The following is a 19594-nucleotide window of genomic DNA, read 5'->3' as shown; positions in this document are numbered from 1 at the left end:
GTGTGGGGGTGGGGATGGGGGTGTCGTTGTCGGACCCTGTGGGTAGGGTATCGAACACCAGTTCGATGAGAGCCGAGGGGAGGAGGCGGGATGCCATGGCCGGGACCGACGTATCCACGCTGGTGGCGCTCGAAGCCGAGATCTGTGCCATCGCCGCGTCACTGGCGGCCTCACGGGCTCAGCTGCTGGCGCTGGTGGGCGAGTTCGATGCCGCTCGTGGTTGGGTCGCCAGCGGAGCACGCTCGTGCGCGCACTGGCTCGCGGAGCTGCTCGACATCGAGTTGTCCACCGCCCGTGAACACGTGCGGGTGGCGCGAGCGTTGCGCGAACTGCCCGTGACCAAGCAGCAGTTCGACGCCAGCGAGCTGTCGTACGCCAAGGTGCGCCAGCTCACCCGGGTCGCCACCGCCGACAACGAAGCCGAGCTGGTGGCGATCGCCCACGTCTGCGCCGCGGGGGAGCTACCTCGCCGGCTGGCCGATTGGCAACGGCAAAACGAGCCTGACCGGGCTCGAGAACGGAAGTGGGCCGAGCGGGGTCTGTGGTTCCGGGACGAACCCAACGGCAACCGCACCCTCATCGCCCAGCTTCCCGCCGAACAGGTGACGATGCTCGAGACCTTGGTGGATGCCGAGGTGCTGTCCGGTGCAACGAACACGTCGGGAGCAGGAACGCCGTTGCGTCACCAGCGTGCCGACGCGTTCGCTCGGCTCATCGACCGTCTCATCGCGGACGCGTCCGCGGACGCGTCCGCGGACGCTGGCCGGCGGGTGGAGTTGGTCTTGCACCGCCGGATGGGCGAAACCAGTCTCGGCGACGGCATCGTGCTACCCGAGCCGGTGGCCCGCCAGTTCACCTGTGATGCGGACCTGCGTGTGATGACCCACTGGGCCGACGGCAGCCCAGCTGATGTGGGCCGGCGCCACCGCCTCGTCACCCCACGGTTGCGACGCCTGGTGACCGAACGCGACGGCGGCCGTTGCCGTTACCCGGGTTGCCGTGCCCGCCACTTCATCGAAGTCCATCACATCGTCCACTGGGAAGACGGGGGTCAGACCCTCCTCACCAACCTCATCTCGCTGTGCGGCTACCACCACCGTTTCGTCCACGAACACGGTTGGCCGGACGGCTTCGACCCCTACCAGGCGGTTGGTGCAGCTTCACCACGTGCGGCATGAGCGCGATGCCGCGCTGGTCATGACCTTCGGGAACCCGCAGGTTTCCTGGCGGGAGCTCGAACGCCGACTCTCAGGACGATCCCGCCCGGACACCGGCCTGATCGGGGACGGATCCGACAGCCCCGCCTGGTCACGCCGGCGACCGTCCTACGAGTCGCAGTCGCTGGCACGCCGGCGAGGCAGCGTGCCCTATGCCGAGTTGCACTGCCATTCCAACTTCAGCTTCCTCGACGGGGCCTCCCACCCCGAGGAGCTGGTGGAGGAGGCCGCTCGGCTGGGACTCGAGGCATTGGCGCTCACCGACCACGATGGGTTCTACGGTGTGGTGCGCTTCGCGGAGGCAGCACGAGCGCTCGAGCTGCCGACGATCTTCGGGGCCGAGCTCACACTCGATCGTGCCAGCGCGCCGGTGGGCATGCCTGACCCCGGGGTCCACGCGCGCCGCGGTCTCATCGAGTCGCACGTCGTCGTGCTGGCTCGCGACCCACGAGGTTATGCCCTGCTGGCCCGGGCGATCAGTGAGGCCCAGTTACGTGGTGAGAAAGGTGGGCCGCGCGCCTCGCTCGCCGAGCTGAGCCGCCTCGGCGGCACGGCGGCGCCCCCCACCGACCAGGGTCACTGGATCGTGCTCACCGGGTGCCGCAAGGGTGCGGTACCCGCCGCGCTGGAGCGCGAGGGTCCGACGGCTGCCAGCCATGAGCTGCACCGGCTGGTCGATCTGTTCGGCCGAGAGCACGTCGCGGTGGAGCTGTGGGACCACGACAACCCACTCGACTCGGCTCGCAATGATGCCCTCACCGAGATCGCCATCCGCGCCGGGGTCGAGCTGGTGGCCACCAACAACGTGCACTATGCCCATCCTTCCCGCCGCCGAGTGGCGACCGCCCTCGCCGCGGTGCGAGCCCGCCGCTCACTCGACGAGATGGAGGGATGGTTACCCGCGTCCGCGGGCGCGCACCTACGCTCGGGTGCCGAGCAAGCACGCCGATTCGCTCGCTACCCGGGAGTTGTGGAACGAGCTGCCGAACTGGGCTTGGCCTGCGCGTTCGACTTGTCGCTGGTCGCACCGAGGTTGCCGCCGTTCCCCTGTCCCGACGGGCTCGATGAGATGGCATACCTGCGCCGGCTCACCGAGCAGGGGGCCGAGCGACGGTACGGGCCACGCCACGCGGAGCGGGTCCCCGGCGCGTGGGCACAGATCGATCACGAACTCGAGGTGATCGAGATGCTCGGCTATCCGGGGTACTTCCTGATCGTCTGGGATCTCGTCGAGTTCTGCCGTCGGCGCGACATCTACTGCCAGGGGCGAGGTTCAGCTGCCAACTCGGCGGTGTGCTACGCACTCGGCATCACCAAGGCTGACGCGGTGTCACTGGGCCTGTTGTTCGAGCGTTTCCTCTCATCTGAGCGCGACGGCCCACCGGACATCGATATCGACATCGAGAGCGGTCGGCGCGAAGAGGTCATCCAGTACGTCTACGAACGCTACGGCCGCCACGATGCCGCCCAGGTCGCCAACGTCATCACCTACCGGGCCCACTCGGCGGTGCGCGACATGGCCAGAGTTCTGGGCTTCTCGACCGGCCAACAGGACGCGTGGGCTAAGCAGGTCGACCGGTGGAGCTTGAACGATGCCATCGACGTGCACTCCGATCACGGCGTGCCGGCACCCGTGCTCGAGCTCGCCGCACAGATCCAGGACGTTCCCCGTCATCTCGGCATCCACTCTGGGGGCATGGTGTTGTGCGACCGGCCGGTCATCGAGGTGTGCCCGGTCGAGTGGGGTCGCATGGCTGACCGCAGCGTCCTGCAATGGGACAAGGACGACTGTGCAGCCGTGGGCCTGGTGAAGTTCGACCTGCTGGGGCTCGGGATGCTCTCCGCGCTGCACCACGCGGTGGATCTCATCCGAGAAGCGCATGGCGTCGAGATCGACCTGGCCGACATCCCTCAAGACGATGCGGTCTACGACATGTTGTGCGATGCAGACACGGTGGGGGTGTTCCAGGTGGAGAGTCGAGCTCAGATGGCCACCCTTCCCCGCTTGAAGCCACGCACCTTCTACGACCTCGTGGTCGAGGTGGCCCTCATCCGGCCCGGGCCTATCCAGGGTGGGTCGGTGCACCCGTACATCCGAAGGCGCAACGGCACCGAGCCGGTCACGTTCCCCCATCCGCTGCTCCAGCGGTCGTTGGCCAAGACACTCGGGGTGCCGCTGTTCCAGGAGCAGCTGATGCAGATGGCCATCGACGTCGCCGGTTTCACCCCCGGCGAAGCCGACCAACTTCGCCAAGCCATGGGCTCCAAGCGCAGCCATCAGCGCATGGAGCGGCTGCGTGCCCGCTTGTACGAAGGGATGGCCGATCGGGGTATCACCGGTGAGGTTGCCGACCAGATCTACGAGAAGCTCGCCGCGTTCGCCAACTTCGGCTTCCCCGAGAGCCACTCGGTGTCCTTCGCGTATCTCGTCTACGCGAGTGCGTGGATCAAACGCCATTACCCGGCGGCATTCTGTGCGGCGCTGCTCAACGCCCAACCGATGGGGTTCTACTCACCGCACTCGCTGGTCCAGGACGCTCGCCGGCACGGCGTGGAGGTGCGCACCCCCGATCTCAATGCGTCGCGGGTGAAGGCCAGCCTCGAATGGCAGGGGAGCTCGGCCTTGATGTCTCCGGCCGTGAAGCGGCATCCGCATGCGCCGGACACCCCGCAACCCGCGCTGCGTCTGGGACTGGGGTCGGTACGCACCGTCGGCGACGATCTCGCCGAGCGATTGGTCGTTGAGCGTGACGTCGATGGTCCGTACCTCTCGATGGAAGATCTCAAACGCCGCGTCCCGGGACTGCGGCTCGACACACTCGAAGCGCTCGCCACTGCGGGGGCCTTCGGCTGTTTCACCGACTGTACGGGCGCGTCACTCGATCGCCGGCGGGCCCTGTGGAGCGTCGGTGCGCTGTCCCAGACGGGTGACGACCATCTTCCTGGCATCGTCACCGGGACCGAGGCCCCTCCTCTGCCCGGTATGAGCGAGCGAGAGCAATCCGCGGCCGACCTGTGGGCGACAGGGATTGCTCCTGATGGACATCCCACCCGCTTCGTGCGCGCCGAGCTCGACCGTTTGGGTGTGGTGCCCGCTGCTGCCTTGCGTGAGGTCGAGCCCGGCAGGAGGGTCTTCGTGGGTGGTGTGGTCACCCATCGTCAACGCCCTGCTACCGCCGCGGGCACCACGTTCATCAGCCTCGAGGACGAGACCGGGCTGGTCAACGTGGTGTGCTCGAGGGGCTGCTGGACCCGCTATCGACGGGTCGCTCGCAGTTCCCCGGCGTTGCTGATCCGGGGGCGGGTCGAGGCCGCCGAGGGAGTGGTCAACGTGATCGCGGAGACCATGTCGCCTCTTCCGGTGGACACCACAGCGCTGGTGGCACGCGACTTCCGGTGAGGATCTTGTCAGGGTCATCGACGCGGAGGGCAGCGATATCGTCGGCTTGTGCTCATCGGCGTCGTTTCAGCCCGCCATTAGGATATGGCAGCTTCAGGGAGGAGGGGCGAGTGAAGGAGCTGGTGATCACCGATGCCGCGGTGAGTGTCGGCATCCTGATCCTGCGGCTGTCTGTCGGTGCGACGTTGATCGCCCATGGCTACAACCACATCTGGGGCGGAGGGAAGATCCAGGGCACCGCCCGGTGGTTCCAGGGCTTGGGCCTCAGACCGGGAGTGCTCCACGCCTGGTTGGCGAGCATCACCGAGCTGGTCTGTGGTGCGCTGCTGGTTATCGGTCTGCTCAACCCCGTCGGCGCGGCCGGCTGCGTAGGCGTGATGGTGGTGGCGTGGATCACCAACCATCGTCCCAACGGTTTCTTCATCTTCCGTCCGGGGGAGGGATACGAGTACGTCATGAACCTGGCCGCCGCGGGTTTGGCTCTCGGTGCGCTCGGTGCTGGCAGGTACTCGGCGGACTATCTCCTCGACCTGCATGAGGACCTCGCCGGGTCGTTGGGGCTGGCCATCACCGCGATCGCCGGTGTCGGTGGCGCCCTGGTGCTGCTGGCGGTCTTCTGGCGTCCCGAACCGCAGGAGGCGAAGACGAGCTGATGGCCAAGGGAGGTCAGTTCCCCGAAGAACTGCTCAAGTTCAACGCCTTCCTCGCTGAGCAGGAGGAGAGAGAACGCGAGCAACGGCGAGTCAGCAAGGCTGAGCGAGCCAAGCAGCTGGCGGCGGCGCGCGTTCGGGAGGTGCAGGCCGATCCTCGAGCGACCCGGGAGGAGAAGCGGGCAGCCGAGGCGGCCTATCGGCAAGCGCTCGATGCCTGGCGAGCTGCGCAGCGAGGAGAGGCAGGTGGTGCCGGGGAGTCGCCGAGTGACGGGGCTGATGAGGCTGCCGGCTGAGCAGGTGCGGGTGCTGGGCTGCCTGGTCGAGAAGGAGGCCACCACTCCGCAGTCCTATCCGTTGACCCTCAACGCGCTGCGTCTGGCATGCAACCAATCCACCAACCGCGAGCCGGTCATGGATCTCGACGACCGTCAGGTCGAAGCGGCATTGGCGGCGTTGCGTGAACGCGGGCTGGTACGGGTCGTGTACAGCTCCTCGAACCGGGTACCCAAGTATCGCCACGTTCTCGACGAGGCATGGGAGCTCGATCGCGCTGAGTTGGCGGTGCTGTCGGTACTCTCGTTGCGGGGTCCGCAGACGGTCGGCGAGCTCAAATCGCGCACGGAACGTCAGCACACGTTCGTGGATCTGGCGGAGGTGCAGTCGGCGCTCGACCGCCTGGCGGTAAGCCGACCGGAGCCGTTGGTGGTGAGGCTGGAGCGACGGCCCGGCCAGAAGGAGGTGCGCTACATGGTGGCGTTCGCCGAGGACGCCGACGTTCGGTCCGGGACCGCGGAGCCGTCGGGCGGGCCGGTCGTCGGGCTCGACGAACTCGCAGCCGAGGTGGGCCGGCTGCGTGGGGATCTCGACGAGCTTCGCACCGCCTTCGAGGCGTTCCGGGCCTCGTTCGAGTGACCCGCCGGACTGCCCCGGCTCAGCGCAGCGCCTGGGCCATCTCGCCGATCGCTCTCGCGATCTCGAGATGGGCGGCAGGGTCGGCAAGTCCTGATGCCCGGTCGTTCACCTGCTCGGCCAGCAGCCGCAGCTGGGTCGCCACCGACTCGGCTTCGGCGCGGGTCACGCTGTCGCGGTCGCTCCGCAACAGGGGGGTGATCTGTGCGGCTTGCACCGCCACGGCCGCGGCCCCTTCGTCCGGAGGAAGGCGCTCGTCGAGAACGGCCTTCGCGGTCTCGATGACGAAGCGGACGCGGTCGGATGGATGCACGATCCCAGCCTCTCACGTGGTTGGGGAGCGTGCAGTGGCGGCGAGCCCGTGGCCCTCTGCCGCGGGTATGCCAATGGTGGGCAGGGTCACCGTTCGGTTCGCAGCGGCTCAGTGCTCGAAGGACGCGGTGGGCGCCGATGCCGTGGTGAGCGCGTCGTCGATCTCGAAGTACTCGCGCTCGTTGAAGCCGAAGGCTCTCGCGACCAGGTTCGCGGGGACGCTCTGCACCCGGGTGTTGTAGTCCCGCACGTTGTTGTTGTAGAAGCGCCGCGCGGCCTGGATACGGTCCTCGGTGGCGACGAGCTGACGCTGCAGGTCGAGGAATCCCTCGTTCGCCTCGAGGTCGGGGTAGGCCTCGGCAACCGCCAGGAGCCCGCGGAGGGCGGAGATCAGCACGTTCTCGTCGGCCGCCTGCGTGACCGGTGAACCGTTCGATCCGGCCGCCTGCGAGCGGGCCTGCGTCAGCGCCTCCAGCGCTGCTCGCTCGTGGTGGGCATAGCCCCGCACCGTCTCGACCAGGTTGGGGATCAGGTCGTACCGCCGGCGCAGCTCGGTGTCGACGTTCGCCCAGGCGTTGTCGATGAGCTGGCGCTGACGGACGAAACGGTTGTAGGAGACGGCGACCGCGACGACCAGCACCGCGAACACCCCGCCGAGCCCGAGGATCACGATCATGGAGTCAACGCTCGTAGGTCCCGGTCATCACGGCCGGTGGTGCGGCCTGGGGGGCACGCTCAATGGCGTCGATCGCGCCGGCAGGGTCCTGGCCTTCGACCACCCCTGAGGGAGCGGCCAGCGCGTAGAGCACGAAGTCGTAGTGATGGGTCGACCCCGGAGGGGGGCAAGGCCCGAACCAGCCGACCGTGCGGGCGGAGGTGCTGGCCTGCACGGCGCCGCTGGGCACGGTCCCCTCTTCGATCGCGGTCGTCGAAGGGGGGATGCCGGCCACCACCCAGTGTACGAAGTCGTTCGCATCGGGATCGGTGACCACGATCGCCAGTTCCGCGGTGCCGGGGGGGATCTGTGAGATGACCAGTGGGGGGGAGACGTTGGTGCCGTCGCAGGTGTAGCGCTCGGGGATCTCCGCTCCGGGGGCCCACGCGTCGGTGGTGAGCGCGAACACCGTCCCGAGGGTAGTGGAGGAGCCGAGCGTTCCCGCCGGTGCCGGCCGGCGTGGCGGGGCGGTGGCGCCAGGTGCCGGATCGCGCAGCTCCCGACCGGAGGAGCCACAGCTCGAGGTGGCCAGCGCGATGAGCACGGCGAGGGCCACGGCGACGGTTCGGGTCAGGTTGCGGGTGGGCATCGACCGCTCAGGCTACGCGGCCGGTCGGGGCCGACGGGGACCCGTGCCCTATGCTGGGTTTGTGAGGGCCTCGGGCCCGCTGCTCGGATGGACGAACGACCTCGCAACCTGCGCACGATGCTCTCGGAGGCGAAGGACACCTCCGAGCTGATGGTCGACTTGGCGTACGCCGCGCTCTACTTCGGGGATCCTGACATGGCCGAGGAGGTCCAGGAGCTCGAACAGCAGATGAGCGCACTGGTCCACGACATGCGTGAGGTGGCGATCCTCGCGGCTCGCAACCCTCGCGAGGCGGAGGCGATGGCGTCGGTGCTCCAGGTCATCTCGGCGATCGAGCGCATCGCCGGCGATGCGGTCGATATCGCGCGCATCGTGACCCACCGGTTGGGTATCCCGCGCGAGCTGGTCGCCGACTTGTCCTCCGCGGCCGAGGTGTCGCATCGGGTGCTGGTGCGGGAGGGCTCCCACATGGCCCACCGTCCGCTGAGTGCACTGGAGTTGCCCGTCGCCACGGGCATGCGGGTGATGGCCATCCGCCGGGGCCGGGACTGGGTCACCGACGTCGAGGGCGACGAGGTGCTGCTACCGGGCGACGTGCTGTTCCTCGAGGGGCCTCCGGCCGGGATCATCCGGGTTCGAGAGCTGGCGAACGCGCCGTTCTGGGAGCCACCCACGCCACCCGAGGACGGCAGCCTGTCGGATCTCGATCGAGCGGTCGACGTGCTGGTGGAGATGAAGAACGTGTCTGAGGTGGCGGTGGGCCTGGCGTACTCGGCCATCGTCTTCCGTGATCAGGGTCTGGCCGCGGAGGTGCGTCATCTCGAGACTCGGCTGGACGAGATGAAGGACCGCTTGGAGGTGTGGGTCCTGCGAGCGGGGGCCGAGGCGATCGACCCGTCTCCGCTTCGTGGGCTGTTGCATCTCTCGCAGGCGGCGGAGGACATGGGCGACGCGGCCCAGCAGATGGTGTGGATCATCGAGCAGGGTGAGGCGGTGCACCCGATCCTGAACCTGGCGCTCGGTGAAGCCGATGAAGTGGTGGTGCGCATGCCGGTCGCCGAGTGGTCGACCGCGGCCGGTTCCACGCTGTCGGAGTTGCAGCTCAACACGGATCCGGGGTTCCACGTGCTCGCGGTGCGGCGCGGTGGCCGCTACCTCTACCGGCCGCGCGGCAGCGTACGGCTCCAGGCCGATGACGAGCTGATCGCGTCCGGGCCCGATGAGGGCCGGGAGATCCTGGCCCAGCTCCTGGGCTGGGACCTGCGCGCCCGCGATGACGACACCGGCGAGTTCGACCTGGCGCCGCTGCGGGAGAAGGTGCCCGTTCGGACCTGGGATCCGAACCAGATCTGAGCAGGCGGGTGCGCGCCTGCTGCTCAGGTGGCCGGCGGTGACGGAGGGGCAGGAACTGGCTCGTTCTGGCCCGGGCTGCTGCCGGCGTGGCCGTTGAACAGCTCGCCGATCGACGCGATCGAGCCCGCGATGCCCGACAGTTCCGCGGGCACGATGATCTTCGTCGCTCGACCGTCGGCGACCCGCTCCAACGACTGCAGGTAGCGGATGGCGATGAGGTCTGGGGTGGGATCGCCGTCGTGGATCGCGCCGTACACGGACCGGATCGCGGCGGCCTCGCCGTCGGCGACGACCTGCTGGCGGTACTGCTCGGCGTCGGCGACGGCGCGGATGGCCTGTGCCTGGCCTTCGGCCTCGAGGATCTGGCGCTGCTTGACGCCCTCCGCAGTGAGGATGGCGGCCTGCTTCTCGCCTTCGGCCCGGGCGATGGCCGCCGCACGGGCGCCGTCGGCCTCGGTCACCACAGCGCGGCGGGTGCGCTCGGCCTTCATCTGCTCGTGCATGGCCCCCATCACGTCCGGCGGTGGGTCGATGCGTTGGATCTCGACCCGTACCACGCGCACTCCCCACTTGTCGGTGGCGTCATCGAGGATCTGGCGCAGCTCCGTGTTGATCTTCTCCCGTGAGGTGAGCGCCTGGTCGAGGTCCATGTCGCCGATGAGGTTGCGCAGGTTGGTCTGCGCCAACTTCGTCACCGCGAGGATGAAGTTGGCCACGTTGTAGACCAGCCGGGTCGGGTCGGTGGGCTCGTAGTACACGACGGCATCGACCGACACCACGACGTTGTCCTTGGTGATGACCTCCTGCGGTGGGACGTCGACGACCTGCTCCCGCATGTCGACGAGCCGCAGCTTCTGGACGATCGGGTAGATGATCCGGAGACCCGGGTCGACGGTCTCCTTGTACTTGCCGAGCTGCTCGACGAGACCTCGCTGGTAGGGGCGGACCACGCGCACACCAGCGGCCACGTAGAAGAAGAAGAAAAAAACGAAGATGGCAACGACGCCTGCGATGACGGTGGTCACGATTGCTCCTGTCTCAACTCGAGGGTTCGACCCGCGCGCGAGTCCCTTGCACGTCGCGCACGGTGACCGTGCTGCCGGCGGGGATGGGGTGGCCGTCGATGCTCTCGGCCCGCCACTGCTCCGCCCCGACCCGGATCATGCCGAAGTCGCCCGGCGGGATCTCCTCCAGCACCACCGCCTGCATCCCCACCAGGCGCTTCGCGCCGACGCCCTGCGCGGGAGAGATCGACTGGTCGAGGCGGTGGGCGAGTGGGCGCAGGGCGGCGAAGACCGCGACCGACACGAGGGCGAAGGTGAGGAACTGCCAGGCCACCCCGACACCGAGGAACGCCAGCACCGCAGCCGCGAGCGCGCCGATGGAGAAGGGGACCAGGAAGAAGCCGGTCGTGGCCATCTCGCCCAATCCGGCAACGACCGCGAGGACCAGCCAGATCCACCGCCAGACATCAGGATCATCCATCGGCAACCTTTCGGAGACCCGGTCGTGCGCATCGCGCCTGGTGCAGATCAGGGTACCGACCGTTGCTGGCCGGCACCGGGGAATTCCTCGCTAGCGTTGGTCCAGTGAGCGATCAGGCCGCGCCGCTGTGCTTATTGACGGTCCACGCGCACCCCGACGACGAAGCCTCGAAAGGCGCTTCGACCGTTGCTCGCTACAAGGCGCAAGGGGTGCGCACCGTGCTCGTCACCTGCACCGGCGGTGAGGAGGGCGAGATCCTCAATCCGGCCATGGACACGCCTGAGGTCCGTGAGCATCTGGCCCAGGTCCGTCGCGACGAGCTCGATCTGGCGTCGAAGATCATCGGCTACGACAACGTGGTGCTGCTCGGCTACCGCGACTCGGGCATGCCGGGCTCGGCGGCGAACGCCCACCCGGAGGCCTTCACCAACGCGGACCTCGACGAGGCGGTCGGGCGACTGGTGGAGGTCATCCGCCGCGAGCGGCCCCAGGTCATCATCACGTATGCGGATGACCAGCAGGGCTACCCCCATCCGGATCACCTGATGGTGCACGAGATCTCGGTGCCGGCGTTCGAACGGGCTGGTGACTCCCACTGGCGTCCCGAGCTGGGTCCTGCGTGGCAGCCGTTGAAGCTCTACTACACGGTGTGGTCACGGCAGCGGATCATGGCCACCCACGAGAAGATGATCGAGCTGGGTCTGGAGTCACCGTTCGACGAGAAGTGGTTCGAGCGGCCTTCCCACGACGAGCGCATCACCACCAGGGTTCCGATCGGCGAGTGGTTCGACGTGCGGTTGGAAGCGTTGCTGGCGCACGCGACCCAGGTCGACCCGAAGTCGCCGTTCTGGTTCGGGTTGCCCCGGGAGGTGGCCAGGACGGTGCACCCCTACGACGACTACATCCTGGCCCGCAGCCTGGTCGACTCACCGCTGCCGGAGTCTGATCTGTTCGCGGGCGTTCGTTGACGGCGAGTGCTCACCCGGCGTGCCCGGCTCGAGGCACCACGTCGAGCTCCAGCGTGGCCTCGGGATCGAGGGCGTCTCGTACCTCGAGGGTGGTGGGCTCGTCACCGAGGACCACGGTGGTCGTCTCGCCCGGGCGCATGATGCCGGTGTCGAAGGCCTCACCGGCTTGCAGCCGTCGTTCCCCCGGCCCGTCGTTGCGGACCTCGATCACGCTGCCCGCCGGGACCTGGCAAGGCGTGCCAACGGGATGCATGGCGCAGCCGAGACCGTCGGGGCTGGCGGTGACGATGGCGACCGGTGTGAAGTCGACGGTCGGCAGGGTCGGCTCGTGTGGTGTGGCGCCGCGGCAGGCCAGAGCCGGCAACGACAGCGCCAGCAGGAGGGTCCGCGCGGCGCAGGGACAACGCACCGCCGGGAGTCTAGGAGTACGGCGCCGCGCGCAGCTCAGGCGTTCGCCATGAGGTTGGTCAGTCGCTCGCTCGCCTCGATGCACTCCTCGACGAGCTCGAAGATGACATCTTTGACCTTCCGGGGCTTGTTCAACCGTCCCACGATCTGGCCCACGGGGTTGAACCCGACGGCCTGAGCCTTGTCGGCGTACCGGTGGTGGCGAGCCACGGCGTCACCGGTGACCATGAACTGCAGTGGCATCCCGAGCGGATCGGGGGTGTCTTCGCGCTCCCACGCCTCGGTCCAGTCGTTGCGCAGCATCCGGCACGGCTTGCCGGTGAAGGACCGGGAGCGGACGGTGTCCTTGCTCGTGGCGTCGAAGTAGGCCTGCATCTGCGCGGGGGGCACGTCGGCCTCCTCCACGGTGAGCCACAGGGAACCGGTCCACACCCCTTGCGCTCCCATGGCCAGCGCGGCGGCCATCTGCCGGCCCGTGCCGATGCCCCCCGCGGCCAGCACGGGGGTGGGGCTCACCGCGTCGATGACCTCGGGCCACAGCACCATCGAACCGATCTCGCCGGTGTGGCCACCGCCTTCAGTGCCCTGCGCGATCACGATGTCGACGCCGGCCGCCTGGTGCCGTGAGGCCTGTGCGGCGGATCCACAGAGGGCGGCGACGAGTCGGCCGTGATCGTGGATCTCCTTGATGACCTCCGGTGGGGGGGTGCCCAGGGCGTTGGCGATCAGGCGCACCTTCTCGTGCTGCATGGCCACGTCGATGAGGGGTGTGGCGGTGGCGAGCGTCCAGCCGAGAAGGCTCGGGGGCTCGACATCGTCGGGAAGCTCCGGCACCCCGTGATCGGCGAGCAGCTTGGCCGCGAACTGGCGGTGCTCCTCGGGGATCATCGCCTCGAGGTCTCGCTGGAGCTTCTCCGCGTCCATCTCGCCCATGCCCTCGTACTTGCCTGGGATGACCACGTCGACGCCATAGGGCTTGTCGGTGTGCTCGTCGATCCATTGCAGCTCGACTTCGAGCTGCTCGGCGGTGAAGCCGACCGCACCGAGCACACCGAGGCCTCCGGCGTTGCTCACGGCGGCGACCACGTCGCGGCAGTGGGTGAAGGCGAAGATCGGGAACTCGATGCCGAAGCGGTCGCAGAGCTCGGTGCGCATGATGGCTCCTTGGGTCGTGGGTGATCGTTCAGCTGGTGGGGGATCGAGCGGGTTCGGGAGTCAGGGCGAAGAGGAGGCGCAGGCCCGTGACGGCGAGTTCGTCGGGGACGGCGGCGGGGTCGACCCGGCGCTGCATCTCGAGGCCGAAGAGCAGAGCGAGCACGAGCACCGCGAGGTCGTCGCCCGGCACCGGGAGCGGGCGATCGGTGTCGTCAGCCCAGCCTTGCCAGGATGCGCCCATCAGGTCGCGGGCGTGGGCGAAGCGGCTGGCGAGCAGTTCCCGGCTCTCAGGATGGCGGGCCGCGTGCAGCCAGAGCTCGTGTTCGAGCAGCATCCAATGCTCGTCGCGGGCGTCTGCGTACTCGGCGAAGGTGTGCCAGAGGGCCCGGAGGCGGGCGTCGGTGTCGGGGGCGTCAGCGAGTGCGCCCCTGGTGTTGCGGCCCACTTCACGAGACGTCTCGTCGAGGAGGGCGAGCAGCAGGCCGGCTTTGCCGCCGAAATGGGCGTAGATCGCTCCGGTGGTCCGATCGGCGGCTTCGGCGACGGCCTCGAGCGAGACGGCGTGAACGCCCTTGGCGGCGAACAGTTCAGCGGCCGCGTCGAGGAGCCGGCGCCTGGTCTCCGCCTTGCGTTCCTCCTGGGTGGCCATATATAGGAGAGCCTATATAAATAGGACAGACTATGTAAAGGGGGTTGGAGGCGGCGTAACGTCAACCCGTGGAGCACTGGGGGCCCGAGCGGCTCGACGACCTGGCCCGCTTGGTGGATCGTGCCCTGCCCGAGGAAGGGCTCACCGCGGACGAGCTCATGGCCTCGAGCTGGGACGATCCGGGCATCGTGCTCGGCACGCAGGCCGGTGACGGGGCCGTCTCGGCGGTGGTTCGGTCGTTCGGTGAGCTGCGCATCGGGTGGGTCAAGCTGATCGTGGTCGCGCCGGAGCGCCAGCGGGAAGGCCTCGGGAAGGCGCTGCTCCACACCGCTGAGACCTGGGCCTTCGATCAGGGCGCCAGCGAGGTGCAGCTCGGTGGCGCGGCGCCCTTCTACCTGTGGCCCGGCGTGGACGTGGAGATGCTCGGCATGCTCTGCCTGGCAGAGTCGAGCGGGTACGAGTCGGTGGCTCGGAGATCAACATGGTGCTGCCGACCGAGTTCCGTGCTGAGCCGCCGGTGGGGGTGGCTCTGCGCCGGGTGCTCGATGACCACGACATCGAGGCCGTGCAGGCCTTCGTGTCCGCGCACTGGCCGTGGTGGCGCCCCGAGCTCGATCGGGGCATCGAGCAGGGCGGCTGCCATGGCGCGTTCACAGCGAGCGCGAACGACGTCATCGGCTTCGCCTGCCATTCGGTGAACCGCAGCGGCTGGATCGGCCCGATGGGCACCGACCCGCAGCGGCGCCATGCGGGGGTGGGCCACGCCCTGCTCGGCGCACTGTGCGCCGACCTGATGGTCGCCCACCTCACCCGAGCCGAGATCGCCTGGGTGGGGCCGGTGCGCTTCTACGCCAAGGCCGGGGCCCGCGTCTCCCGATCGTTCCGGTCGTACCGGAAGCGTCGTTGACCGTGTGCCCTGGTGCGCGTGGCCTTCCGGCCGCTCAGCTTCCTGTGCGCTGCAGCTCGCGCAGCTCGCGGTAGCCGATCAGCTTCACGCCGGACCGTTCCACCATGGCCCGCAGCGCCGTGTCGTGGGTGATGAGGTGGTGGTCGTCGACCCGGTTCGCCCAGTCGGGGGCGAGCGCCCGTAGCTCGGGGGTGTCGGTGGCCGGGTGGACGTACATCTCGGTGACCCCCGGTCGCAGGTCGAACAGCGACTTCTCGATCACCCGACGGCTCCCCACCCCGTTGGGCACCAGGATGAAATGGTCAGGGAAGACGACGCCTTCCTCGGCTGCCAGCCGGCGGAACGGAAACCCCACCAACGGTTCCGTCGAGGCTCCGGAGAGGCGCAGCGGGAGCCCGAACTCGACGGCCAACTCCAGGTAGATGTCGAAGAACTCGGGCTTGAGCTGCAGGGTGCCCATGTGGGAGTCGAGGTGGCTCACGTCGAAGCCCCACAGGATCGCCCGCTCGATCTGGGCCCGGCACTCCCGGCGGACCTCGTCGAGATCCGCGTGGTCCCAGACATCCTGGACCGTGCGGGGGAACCCACCGTCGCCGTCGAGCAGCGAGGGGGCCTGCGTGATCGGGCCCCAGCGATACAGGTCGTACTCGGCGTTCAGGGTCAGGTGCACCCCGACGTCCTCACCGAGGTACTGCGCCGCGGCCTCCCGCGCCCACGGGCAGGGCACCATCAGCGAGGCGCTGGTGGCGAGGCCCTGGCGCAGCGCCTCGTACACGCCGGTGTTGGCCGCGTGGCAGGCGCCGAGGTCGTCGCAGTTGATGATCAGCAGCCGGTCGTCGGGGGAGTAGCCGAGGCGTTCGGCGAGCGTGGTCACGTTCGGAACGCTAGCGCCGTCATCGCGCTGGTACGCCCGGGCCGCCGCAGGCCCCCCACAGCCCGGCGCTCCGCTCGCGGGCGCGCGTGGCCGCTGCCACCAACTCGTCGGCGTGAGCGACGTTCGGGGGGATGGTGAGCGGTGCGGCGTAGCCCTGCTCGGCCAGCTCGCGGTTGACGAAGACCCCGTCGGGCTGCCGCCACACGTAAGCGAGGAGCCGGCCATAGGGGTCCCGCTCTTCGACGTCGCGCTCGAGCCGGACCACCGTGCCCGGCGGCAGCACCGCACGGGTGAACGCGCTGGCCTCCCGGCCGAAGCACTCCACCGGCTTGGAGGGATGCTTCGTCTCTGGTGTGTCGACACCGATGAGCCGCACGTGCTCGTCGACCCGCCCCACCCGCACGACGACCGTGTCGCCGTCGACCACTTCGACGACCGTGGGCTCCCGGACCTCGGACGGCACCGCATGAGGCCCGGACGGCGGCGAGCAGCCGGCGACCACCGGGACCACCAGCGCCACGGCGGTGACGAGCGCCGCGACGGCGGGCCGCGGTAGCCGGCTACGAGCAGGCGTGCGGTGGCGAGCTCGGGGCGCGGACACGTGGACCTCCGACGGGATCGGGGTTGACGGACGGCCCACGCCGTCGAGGGCGGTCGCGCTTGAGGCGCCCGGTGATCAGATGCGCTCGATGATGGTGCCGGTGCCCAGCCCCCCGCCGCAGCACATGGTCACCAATGCGGTGGTCTTGTCGGCTCGATGCAGCTCGTGGACCGCTTTGGTCATCAGGATGGCCCCCGAACCGCCGAGCGGGTGGCCGAGGGCGATGGCACCGCCGTTGGGGTTGACCGTGTCCATGTCGGGGTGCAGTTCTCGCTGCCAGGACAGCACGACCGAGGCGAAGGCCTCGTTGATCTCGATCAGGTCGATGTCGGACATCTGCATGCCGTTGCGTTGCAGCAGATGGTGGGTGGCGTCAATGGGGCCGGTCAGCATGAGCACCGGGTCGACCCCCACCAGGCAGGTGTCCACGACCCGTGCCATCGGCTCGAGCCCCAGGGCGTTGGCCTTCTCACGGGTCATCAGCAGCACCGCTGCCGCCCCATCGGAGATCTGCGAGGAGCTGGCGGCGGTGTGCACGCCGTTCTCCCGTGCCACCGGCTTGAGCCCGGCGATCCCTTCGAGGGTGGTTTCGCGCAGGCCCTCGTCGCGCTCGACCCGGTGGGTGGTGCCGGTCGGCTTGCCCTCTTCGTCGAGGTCGGGGGCGTCGATGGGCACGATCTGGGTGGCGAACCGGTCTTCGGCCCAGGCTTGGGCCGCGAGCTGCTGCGAGCGGACTCCCAGCTCGTCGCAGTCCTGGCGGGTGATGCCCCACTTTTCCGCGATCCGCTCCGCCCCCTCGAACTGGGAGGTGAACTCGTAGCGGTCGAAGTAGCTCTTGGGGATGGCCTTGCCGAGGTCGAGTCCCCGGGCCAGGCTCGCCCCCATCGGAACCCGGCTCATGATCTCCACGCCGCAGGCCACCGCCACGTCGACCACACCTGAGGCCACGAGGCTGGTGGCCAGATTGGTGGCCTGCTGCGAGGATCCGCACTGGCTGTCGACCGTCGTGGCCGGCGCGCTGATGGGCAGTCCAGCGGTGAGCCATGCGGTGCGGGCGATGTTGAACGCCTGCATCCCCACCTGGCTGACGCAGCCCCCCACCACCTGTCCGACCTCTGCCGGGTCGATACCCGAGCGGTCGATGAGCTCTTTGAGCACCGTGGCCAGCAGATCGGCCGAGTGCATGGTGGACAGGCCTCCACCCCGGCGACCGATGGGGGAGCGGACGGCTTCGACGATCACGACTTCGCTCATGGCAGCAGCCTACTGACGTGCCCGTCACCGGGGCCAACGATTCCTGACACAGTTGTCAGGCAGCTTGGCGGTCGCCGCGCGGCGGCCGCTCGCCCTCGACCGTCCTGCGGCGGGCGGCCTCCAGTGCCTGCCGAGCCTGGGTGATGCCACGCCGGCCGATCTCGCGGGTGCTGGGGCTCAGCCGCCACGGATGTGCCCGTCCACGGGGGGACGGCGTGTCATCCCTGGCGTTCGCCGTGGCCAGCAGTCGCAGCTGTGCATCCATACGTCCATGATGCCGGGACGGTGTGACAAGAACGCAGGGCCGAAAGGCCCGAGCCGAGCAGATCTGCGAACTGTTCATCTGCTCGCGGTGCTGGCACGCTGTTCGATGAACAGTCCGGTGGAGGGGTGGGATCCCGCTCCCTCCAGCTGTCCCTCACACTGGCGCGCCCGGAGCCACCAGCGGCCACGGACGTTCCCGCTCCACGACATGGGCGAGGTCCAGCACGAGGGCGTCCTCGTGGTGGCGGCCCATGATCTGCATCCCCACCGGTAGCCCGTCGACCTGCCCGATCGGCACGGACACGCTCGGGTTCCCGTAGATGTTGGCCGGGATGGTGAGCGCGCCGTTGTTCTCCGGCCCGACCTGCACGTCACCCACCCGGGTGTTCAGGGTCACGTGCGCCGGGTAGGCGACGTCGGGGTTGGTGGCGCAGATCACGAAGTCGACCTGCTCGAAGACCCGGGCCATCGACTCGAAGGCCCGCATCCGGTTCTCCTCGCAGCGGGCGGCCATCTTCAGGTCGAAGTGCTCGGTCGCCATCTGCAGGCCGAACGACATCTCCATGGTGAGCTCGTCCTTGCACTCGGGCCAGCGGTCGCCGAGATCGGCGAGCAGGGTCGCGAGGTTGGCCATGGCCCACTCGAAGCCCAGCTCGGGCACCTCGACGTGCACGTCGTCGACGATCGTCAAACCCGCGTCGGCCGCCAGTTGCTCGCCGGCTCGGCGGACCAGCTCGGCCACCTCCCGCCGCACCACCGCCTTACCGAGGTCGGGTGCGATGGCGACCCGCTTGCCCGCCAGGTCGTGGCGGCCGAGGTTCGCTTCCCATCCGTCGACCCGGGGGAGGCTGTAGGGGTCTCGGGGGTCATGGCCGTTGGTGACGTCGTACCAACGGCACACGTCGCGCACGGAGCGGGCCAGGCAACCGAGCAGCACGGTCATCGGGCCGGCCATCATCATCGGCCCCCTGGGGATGCGCCCCACGGTGCCCTTCATCCCCACCAGGCCGTTGAACCCGGCGGGGATCCGGATGGATCCGCCGCCGTCGCCCCCGGTGGCCAGGGTGACCAGGCCGCCGGCGACCGCAGATGCGCTGCCGCCAGACGAACCGCCCGCGGTGCGGGTCGGGTCCCAGCCGTTGCCGGTGATGCCGTTGAGCTTGGTGACGCTGACGTTGAGCCCACCGAACTCGCTCGCGGTGGTCTGGCCGACGGGCACGCAACCGCCGAGCTCGAGTGCCCGGCGGACCATGGTCCCGGTCCAGGTGGCCCGCCGGTCGCGGAACACCAGCGACGCCTCGGTGTTGGGCCAGCCCTCCACCTGGTCCAGTTCCTTGATGCCGATTGGCACCCCGCCGAACGGCAGCGACACGTCTGCCGATTTCGCGGCTTCGAGCGCCCGCTCGGGGTCGAGGAACGAGAAGGCGTTGAGCTCGCTGCCGTCGATCGCCGCCAAGGTCGCTTCGAGCTCCTCGACGGGGGAGCGCTCGCCTCGGCGGAACGCGTCGACCAGCGAGCAGGTGTCTCCGAGCCAGGGGGTGTCAGCCATGAGCTGAGTGTGCCACGAAAACGAGCAGTGCTCACTTTCTGTGCTCACCGCCGGGCCGGGGCTCTCGTAGCATCGCCGGCCATGGACGCCCGCGAGTGGCTCGGCCTGCAGCCCACCCACAACCCCATGCGCTGGTACCTACCGGTCGTGCCGGGCATCTCCGCGGGTGGGGCGTTCCTCTTCGGCGGGTGCGGGCTCGGGGCGGCCATCGAGGCCCTGGAGGGCAGCACCAGCCGACCGGTCATCTGGGCCACGGCCCAGTACCTGTCCTTCGCTCGCCCACCGGACGTCATGGACATCGACGTCACCATCGCCTCTCACGGCCGCTACAC

20 protein-coding genes and 2 pseudogenes are annotated in these 19594 nt (G+C 69.0%); 10 read left to right on the top strand and 12 right to left on the bottom strand.

Features of this window, described 5'->3' with window-relative positions; all coding sequences use genetic code 11:
* Nucleotides 1-95 precede the first annotated feature (95 nt).
* The 5 genes from V7004_RS10030 to V7004_RS10010 all read left to right on the top strand — a co-directional run bounded on the left by V7004_RS10030 (nucleotide 96) and on the right by V7004_RS10010 (nucleotide 6182).
* Entirely contained in the window at nucleotides 96-1178 is a 1083-nt protein-coding gene (locus V7004_RS10030) for an HNH endonuclease (RefSeq protein ID WP_334143739.1), read from the top strand.
* Nucleotides 1179-1197: 19 nt separating this feature from the next.
* A complete protein-coding gene (locus tag V7004_RS10025) occupies nucleotides 1198-4617 on the top strand; it encodes an error-prone DNA polymerase (protein ID WP_442968041.1) in 3420 nt (1139 codons plus the stop codon).
* A 110-nt stretch (nucleotides 4618-4727) separates the two neighbouring features.
* Complete coding sequence (locus V7004_RS10020) at nucleotides 4728-5270, top strand: DoxX family protein (protein WP_334143736.1); 543 nt, start codon at nucleotides 4728-4730, stop codon at nucleotides 5268-5270.
* Nucleotides 5270-5563 (top strand): hypothetical protein, encoded by a 294-nt coding sequence (locus tag V7004_RS10015; protein WP_334143735.1) that lies wholly within the window; start codon nucleotides 5270-5272, stop codon nucleotides 5561-5563. The genes V7004_RS10020 and V7004_RS10015 overlap by 1 nt, the downstream gene beginning before the upstream one ends.
* Nucleotides 5547-6182: a YceH family protein gene (locus tag V7004_RS10010; RefSeq protein ID WP_334143734.1), complete on the top strand. Its 636-nt coding sequence runs from the start codon at nucleotides 5547-5549 to the stop codon at nucleotides 6180-6182. Before V7004_RS10015 ends, V7004_RS10010 begins: the two co-directional genes overlap by 17 nt.
* A 19-nt stretch (nucleotides 6183-6201) precedes the next feature.
* On the opposite strand, the gene V7004_RS10005 is transcribed toward V7004_RS10010, so the two are convergent.
* The 3 genes from V7004_RS10005 to V7004_RS09995 form a co-directional block, all read right to left on the bottom strand.
* Nucleotides 6202-6492: a hypothetical protein gene (locus V7004_RS10005; protein WP_334143733.1), complete on the bottom strand. Its 291-nt coding sequence runs from the start codon at nucleotides 6490-6492 to the stop codon at nucleotides 6202-6204.
* A gap of 108 nt (nucleotides 6493-6600) precedes the next feature.
* Nucleotides 6601-7167 carry a LemA family protein gene (locus V7004_RS10000; protein WP_334143732.1) on the bottom strand — a complete coding sequence of 189 codons (567 nt, stop codon included), beginning with the start codon at nucleotides 7165-7167 and terminating at the stop codon, nucleotides 6601-6603.
* A 4-nt stretch (nucleotides 7168-7171) separates the two neighbouring features.
* A complete protein-coding gene (locus tag V7004_RS09995) occupies nucleotides 7172-7795 on the bottom strand; it encodes a YbhB/YbcL family Raf kinase inhibitor-like protein (protein WP_334143731.1) in 624 nt (207 codons plus the stop codon).
* 87 nt (nucleotides 7796-7882) lie between these two features.
* On the opposite strand from V7004_RS09995, the gene V7004_RS09990 reads away from it, so the two are divergent.
* Nucleotides 7883-9148: a potassium channel family protein gene (locus tag V7004_RS09990; protein ID WP_334143730.1), complete on the top strand. Its 1266-nt coding sequence runs from the start codon at nucleotides 7883-7885 to the stop codon at nucleotides 9146-9148.
* Between the two features lie 23 nt (nucleotides 9149-9171).
* Here the strand turns inward: V7004_RS09990 and V7004_RS09985 are convergent, their stop codons facing one another.
* Both V7004_RS09985 and V7004_RS09980 read right to left on the bottom strand, forming a co-directional pair.
* Entirely contained in the window at nucleotides 9172-10176 is a 1005-nt protein-coding gene (locus V7004_RS09985) for an SPFH domain-containing protein (RefSeq protein ID WP_442968040.1), read from the bottom strand.
* Nucleotides 10177-10186: 10 nt separating this feature from the next.
* Entirely contained in the window at nucleotides 10187-10633 is a 447-nt protein-coding gene (locus V7004_RS09980; protein WP_334143728.1) for an NfeD family protein, read from the bottom strand.
* Nucleotides 10634-10737: 104 nt separating this feature from the next.
* Between V7004_RS09980 and mca the strand changes: the two genes are divergently transcribed.
* A complete protein-coding gene (gene mca / locus V7004_RS09975) occupies nucleotides 10738-11601 on the top strand; it encodes a mycothiol conjugate amidase Mca (protein WP_334143726.1) in 864 nt (287 codons plus the stop codon).
* Nucleotides 11602-11611: 10 nt separating this feature from the next.
* Here the strand turns inward: mca and V7004_RS09970 are convergent, their stop codons facing one another.
* Genes V7004_RS09970 through V7004_RS09960 form a run of 3 tightly spaced genes read right to left on the bottom strand, consistent with a single transcriptional unit; the run spans nucleotide 11612 to nucleotide 13813 of the window.
* Nucleotides 11612-12010, bottom strand: coding sequence for a hypothetical protein (locus V7004_RS09970; RefSeq protein ID WP_334143724.1), 399 nt, complete (start codon nucleotides 12008-12010; stop codon nucleotides 11612-11614).
* Nucleotides 12011-12045: 35 nt separating this feature from the next.
* Nucleotides 12046-13164 carry a nitronate monooxygenase gene (locus tag V7004_RS09965; RefSeq protein ID WP_334143723.1) on the bottom strand — a complete coding sequence of 373 codons (1119 nt, stop codon included), beginning with the start codon at nucleotides 13162-13164 and terminating at the stop codon, nucleotides 12046-12048.
* Nucleotides 13165-13192: 28 nt separating this feature from the next.
* Nucleotides 13193-13813, bottom strand: a complete 621-nt coding sequence (locus V7004_RS09960; RefSeq protein ID WP_334143721.1) for a TetR/AcrR family transcriptional regulator — start codon at nucleotides 13811-13813, stop codon at nucleotides 13193-13195.
* Between the two features lie 158 nt (nucleotides 13814-13971).
* On the opposite strand from V7004_RS09960, the pseudogene V7004_RS15845 reads away from it, so the two are divergent.
* Nucleotides 13972-14196 (top strand): annotated as a pseudogene (locus V7004_RS15845) (GNAT family N-acetyltransferase); the annotation flags it as partial.
* A 98-nt stretch (nucleotides 14197-14294) separates the two neighbouring features.
* Nucleotides 14295-14720 carry a GNAT family N-acetyltransferase gene (locus tag V7004_RS09955; protein WP_334143720.1) on the top strand — a complete coding sequence of 142 codons (426 nt, stop codon included), beginning with the start codon at nucleotides 14295-14297 and terminating at the stop codon, nucleotides 14718-14720.
* Between the two features lie 34 nt (nucleotides 14721-14754).
* On the opposite strand, the gene V7004_RS09950 is transcribed toward V7004_RS09955, so the two are convergent.
* The 4 genes from V7004_RS09950 to V7004_RS09935 all read right to left on the bottom strand — a co-directional run bounded on the left by V7004_RS09950 (nucleotide 14755) and on the right by V7004_RS09935 (nucleotide 19262).
* Nucleotides 14755-15594, bottom strand: a complete 840-nt coding sequence (locus V7004_RS09950) for a polysaccharide deacetylase family protein (protein WP_334143718.1) — start codon at nucleotides 15592-15594, stop codon at nucleotides 14755-14757.
* A gap of 19 nt (nucleotides 15595-15613) precedes the next feature.
* A complete protein-coding gene (locus V7004_RS09945) occupies nucleotides 15614-16195 on the bottom strand; it encodes a thermonuclease family protein (RefSeq protein WP_334143717.1) in 582 nt (193 codons plus the stop codon).
* Nucleotides 16196-16270: 75 nt separating this feature from the next.
* Nucleotides 16271-17449, bottom strand: coding sequence for a steroid 3-ketoacyl-CoA thiolase (locus tag V7004_RS09940; RefSeq protein WP_334143716.1), 1179 nt, complete (start codon nucleotides 17447-17449; stop codon nucleotides 16271-16273).
* A gap of 418 nt (nucleotides 17450-17867) precedes the next feature.
* Nucleotides 17868-19262 carry an amidase gene (locus V7004_RS09935; protein WP_334143715.1) on the bottom strand — a complete coding sequence of 465 codons (1395 nt, stop codon included), beginning with the start codon at nucleotides 19260-19262 and terminating at the stop codon, nucleotides 17868-17870.
* Nucleotides 19263-19343: 81 nt separating this feature from the next.
* On the opposite strand from V7004_RS09935, the pseudogene V7004_RS09930 reads away from it, so the two are divergent.
* A pseudogene (locus tag V7004_RS09930) lies at nucleotides 19344-19594 on the top strand (acyl-CoA thioesterase); the annotation flags it as partial.

The organism is Rhabdothermincola sp. (genome assembly GCF_036846205.1).
GTDB lineage: Bacteria > Actinomycetota > Acidimicrobiia > Acidimicrobiales > Acidimicrobilacustridaceae > Rhabdothermincola.
The sequence above is the reverse complement of the archived record's forward strand: the minus strand, read 5'-3'. Positions and strand labels throughout refer to the sequence as shown.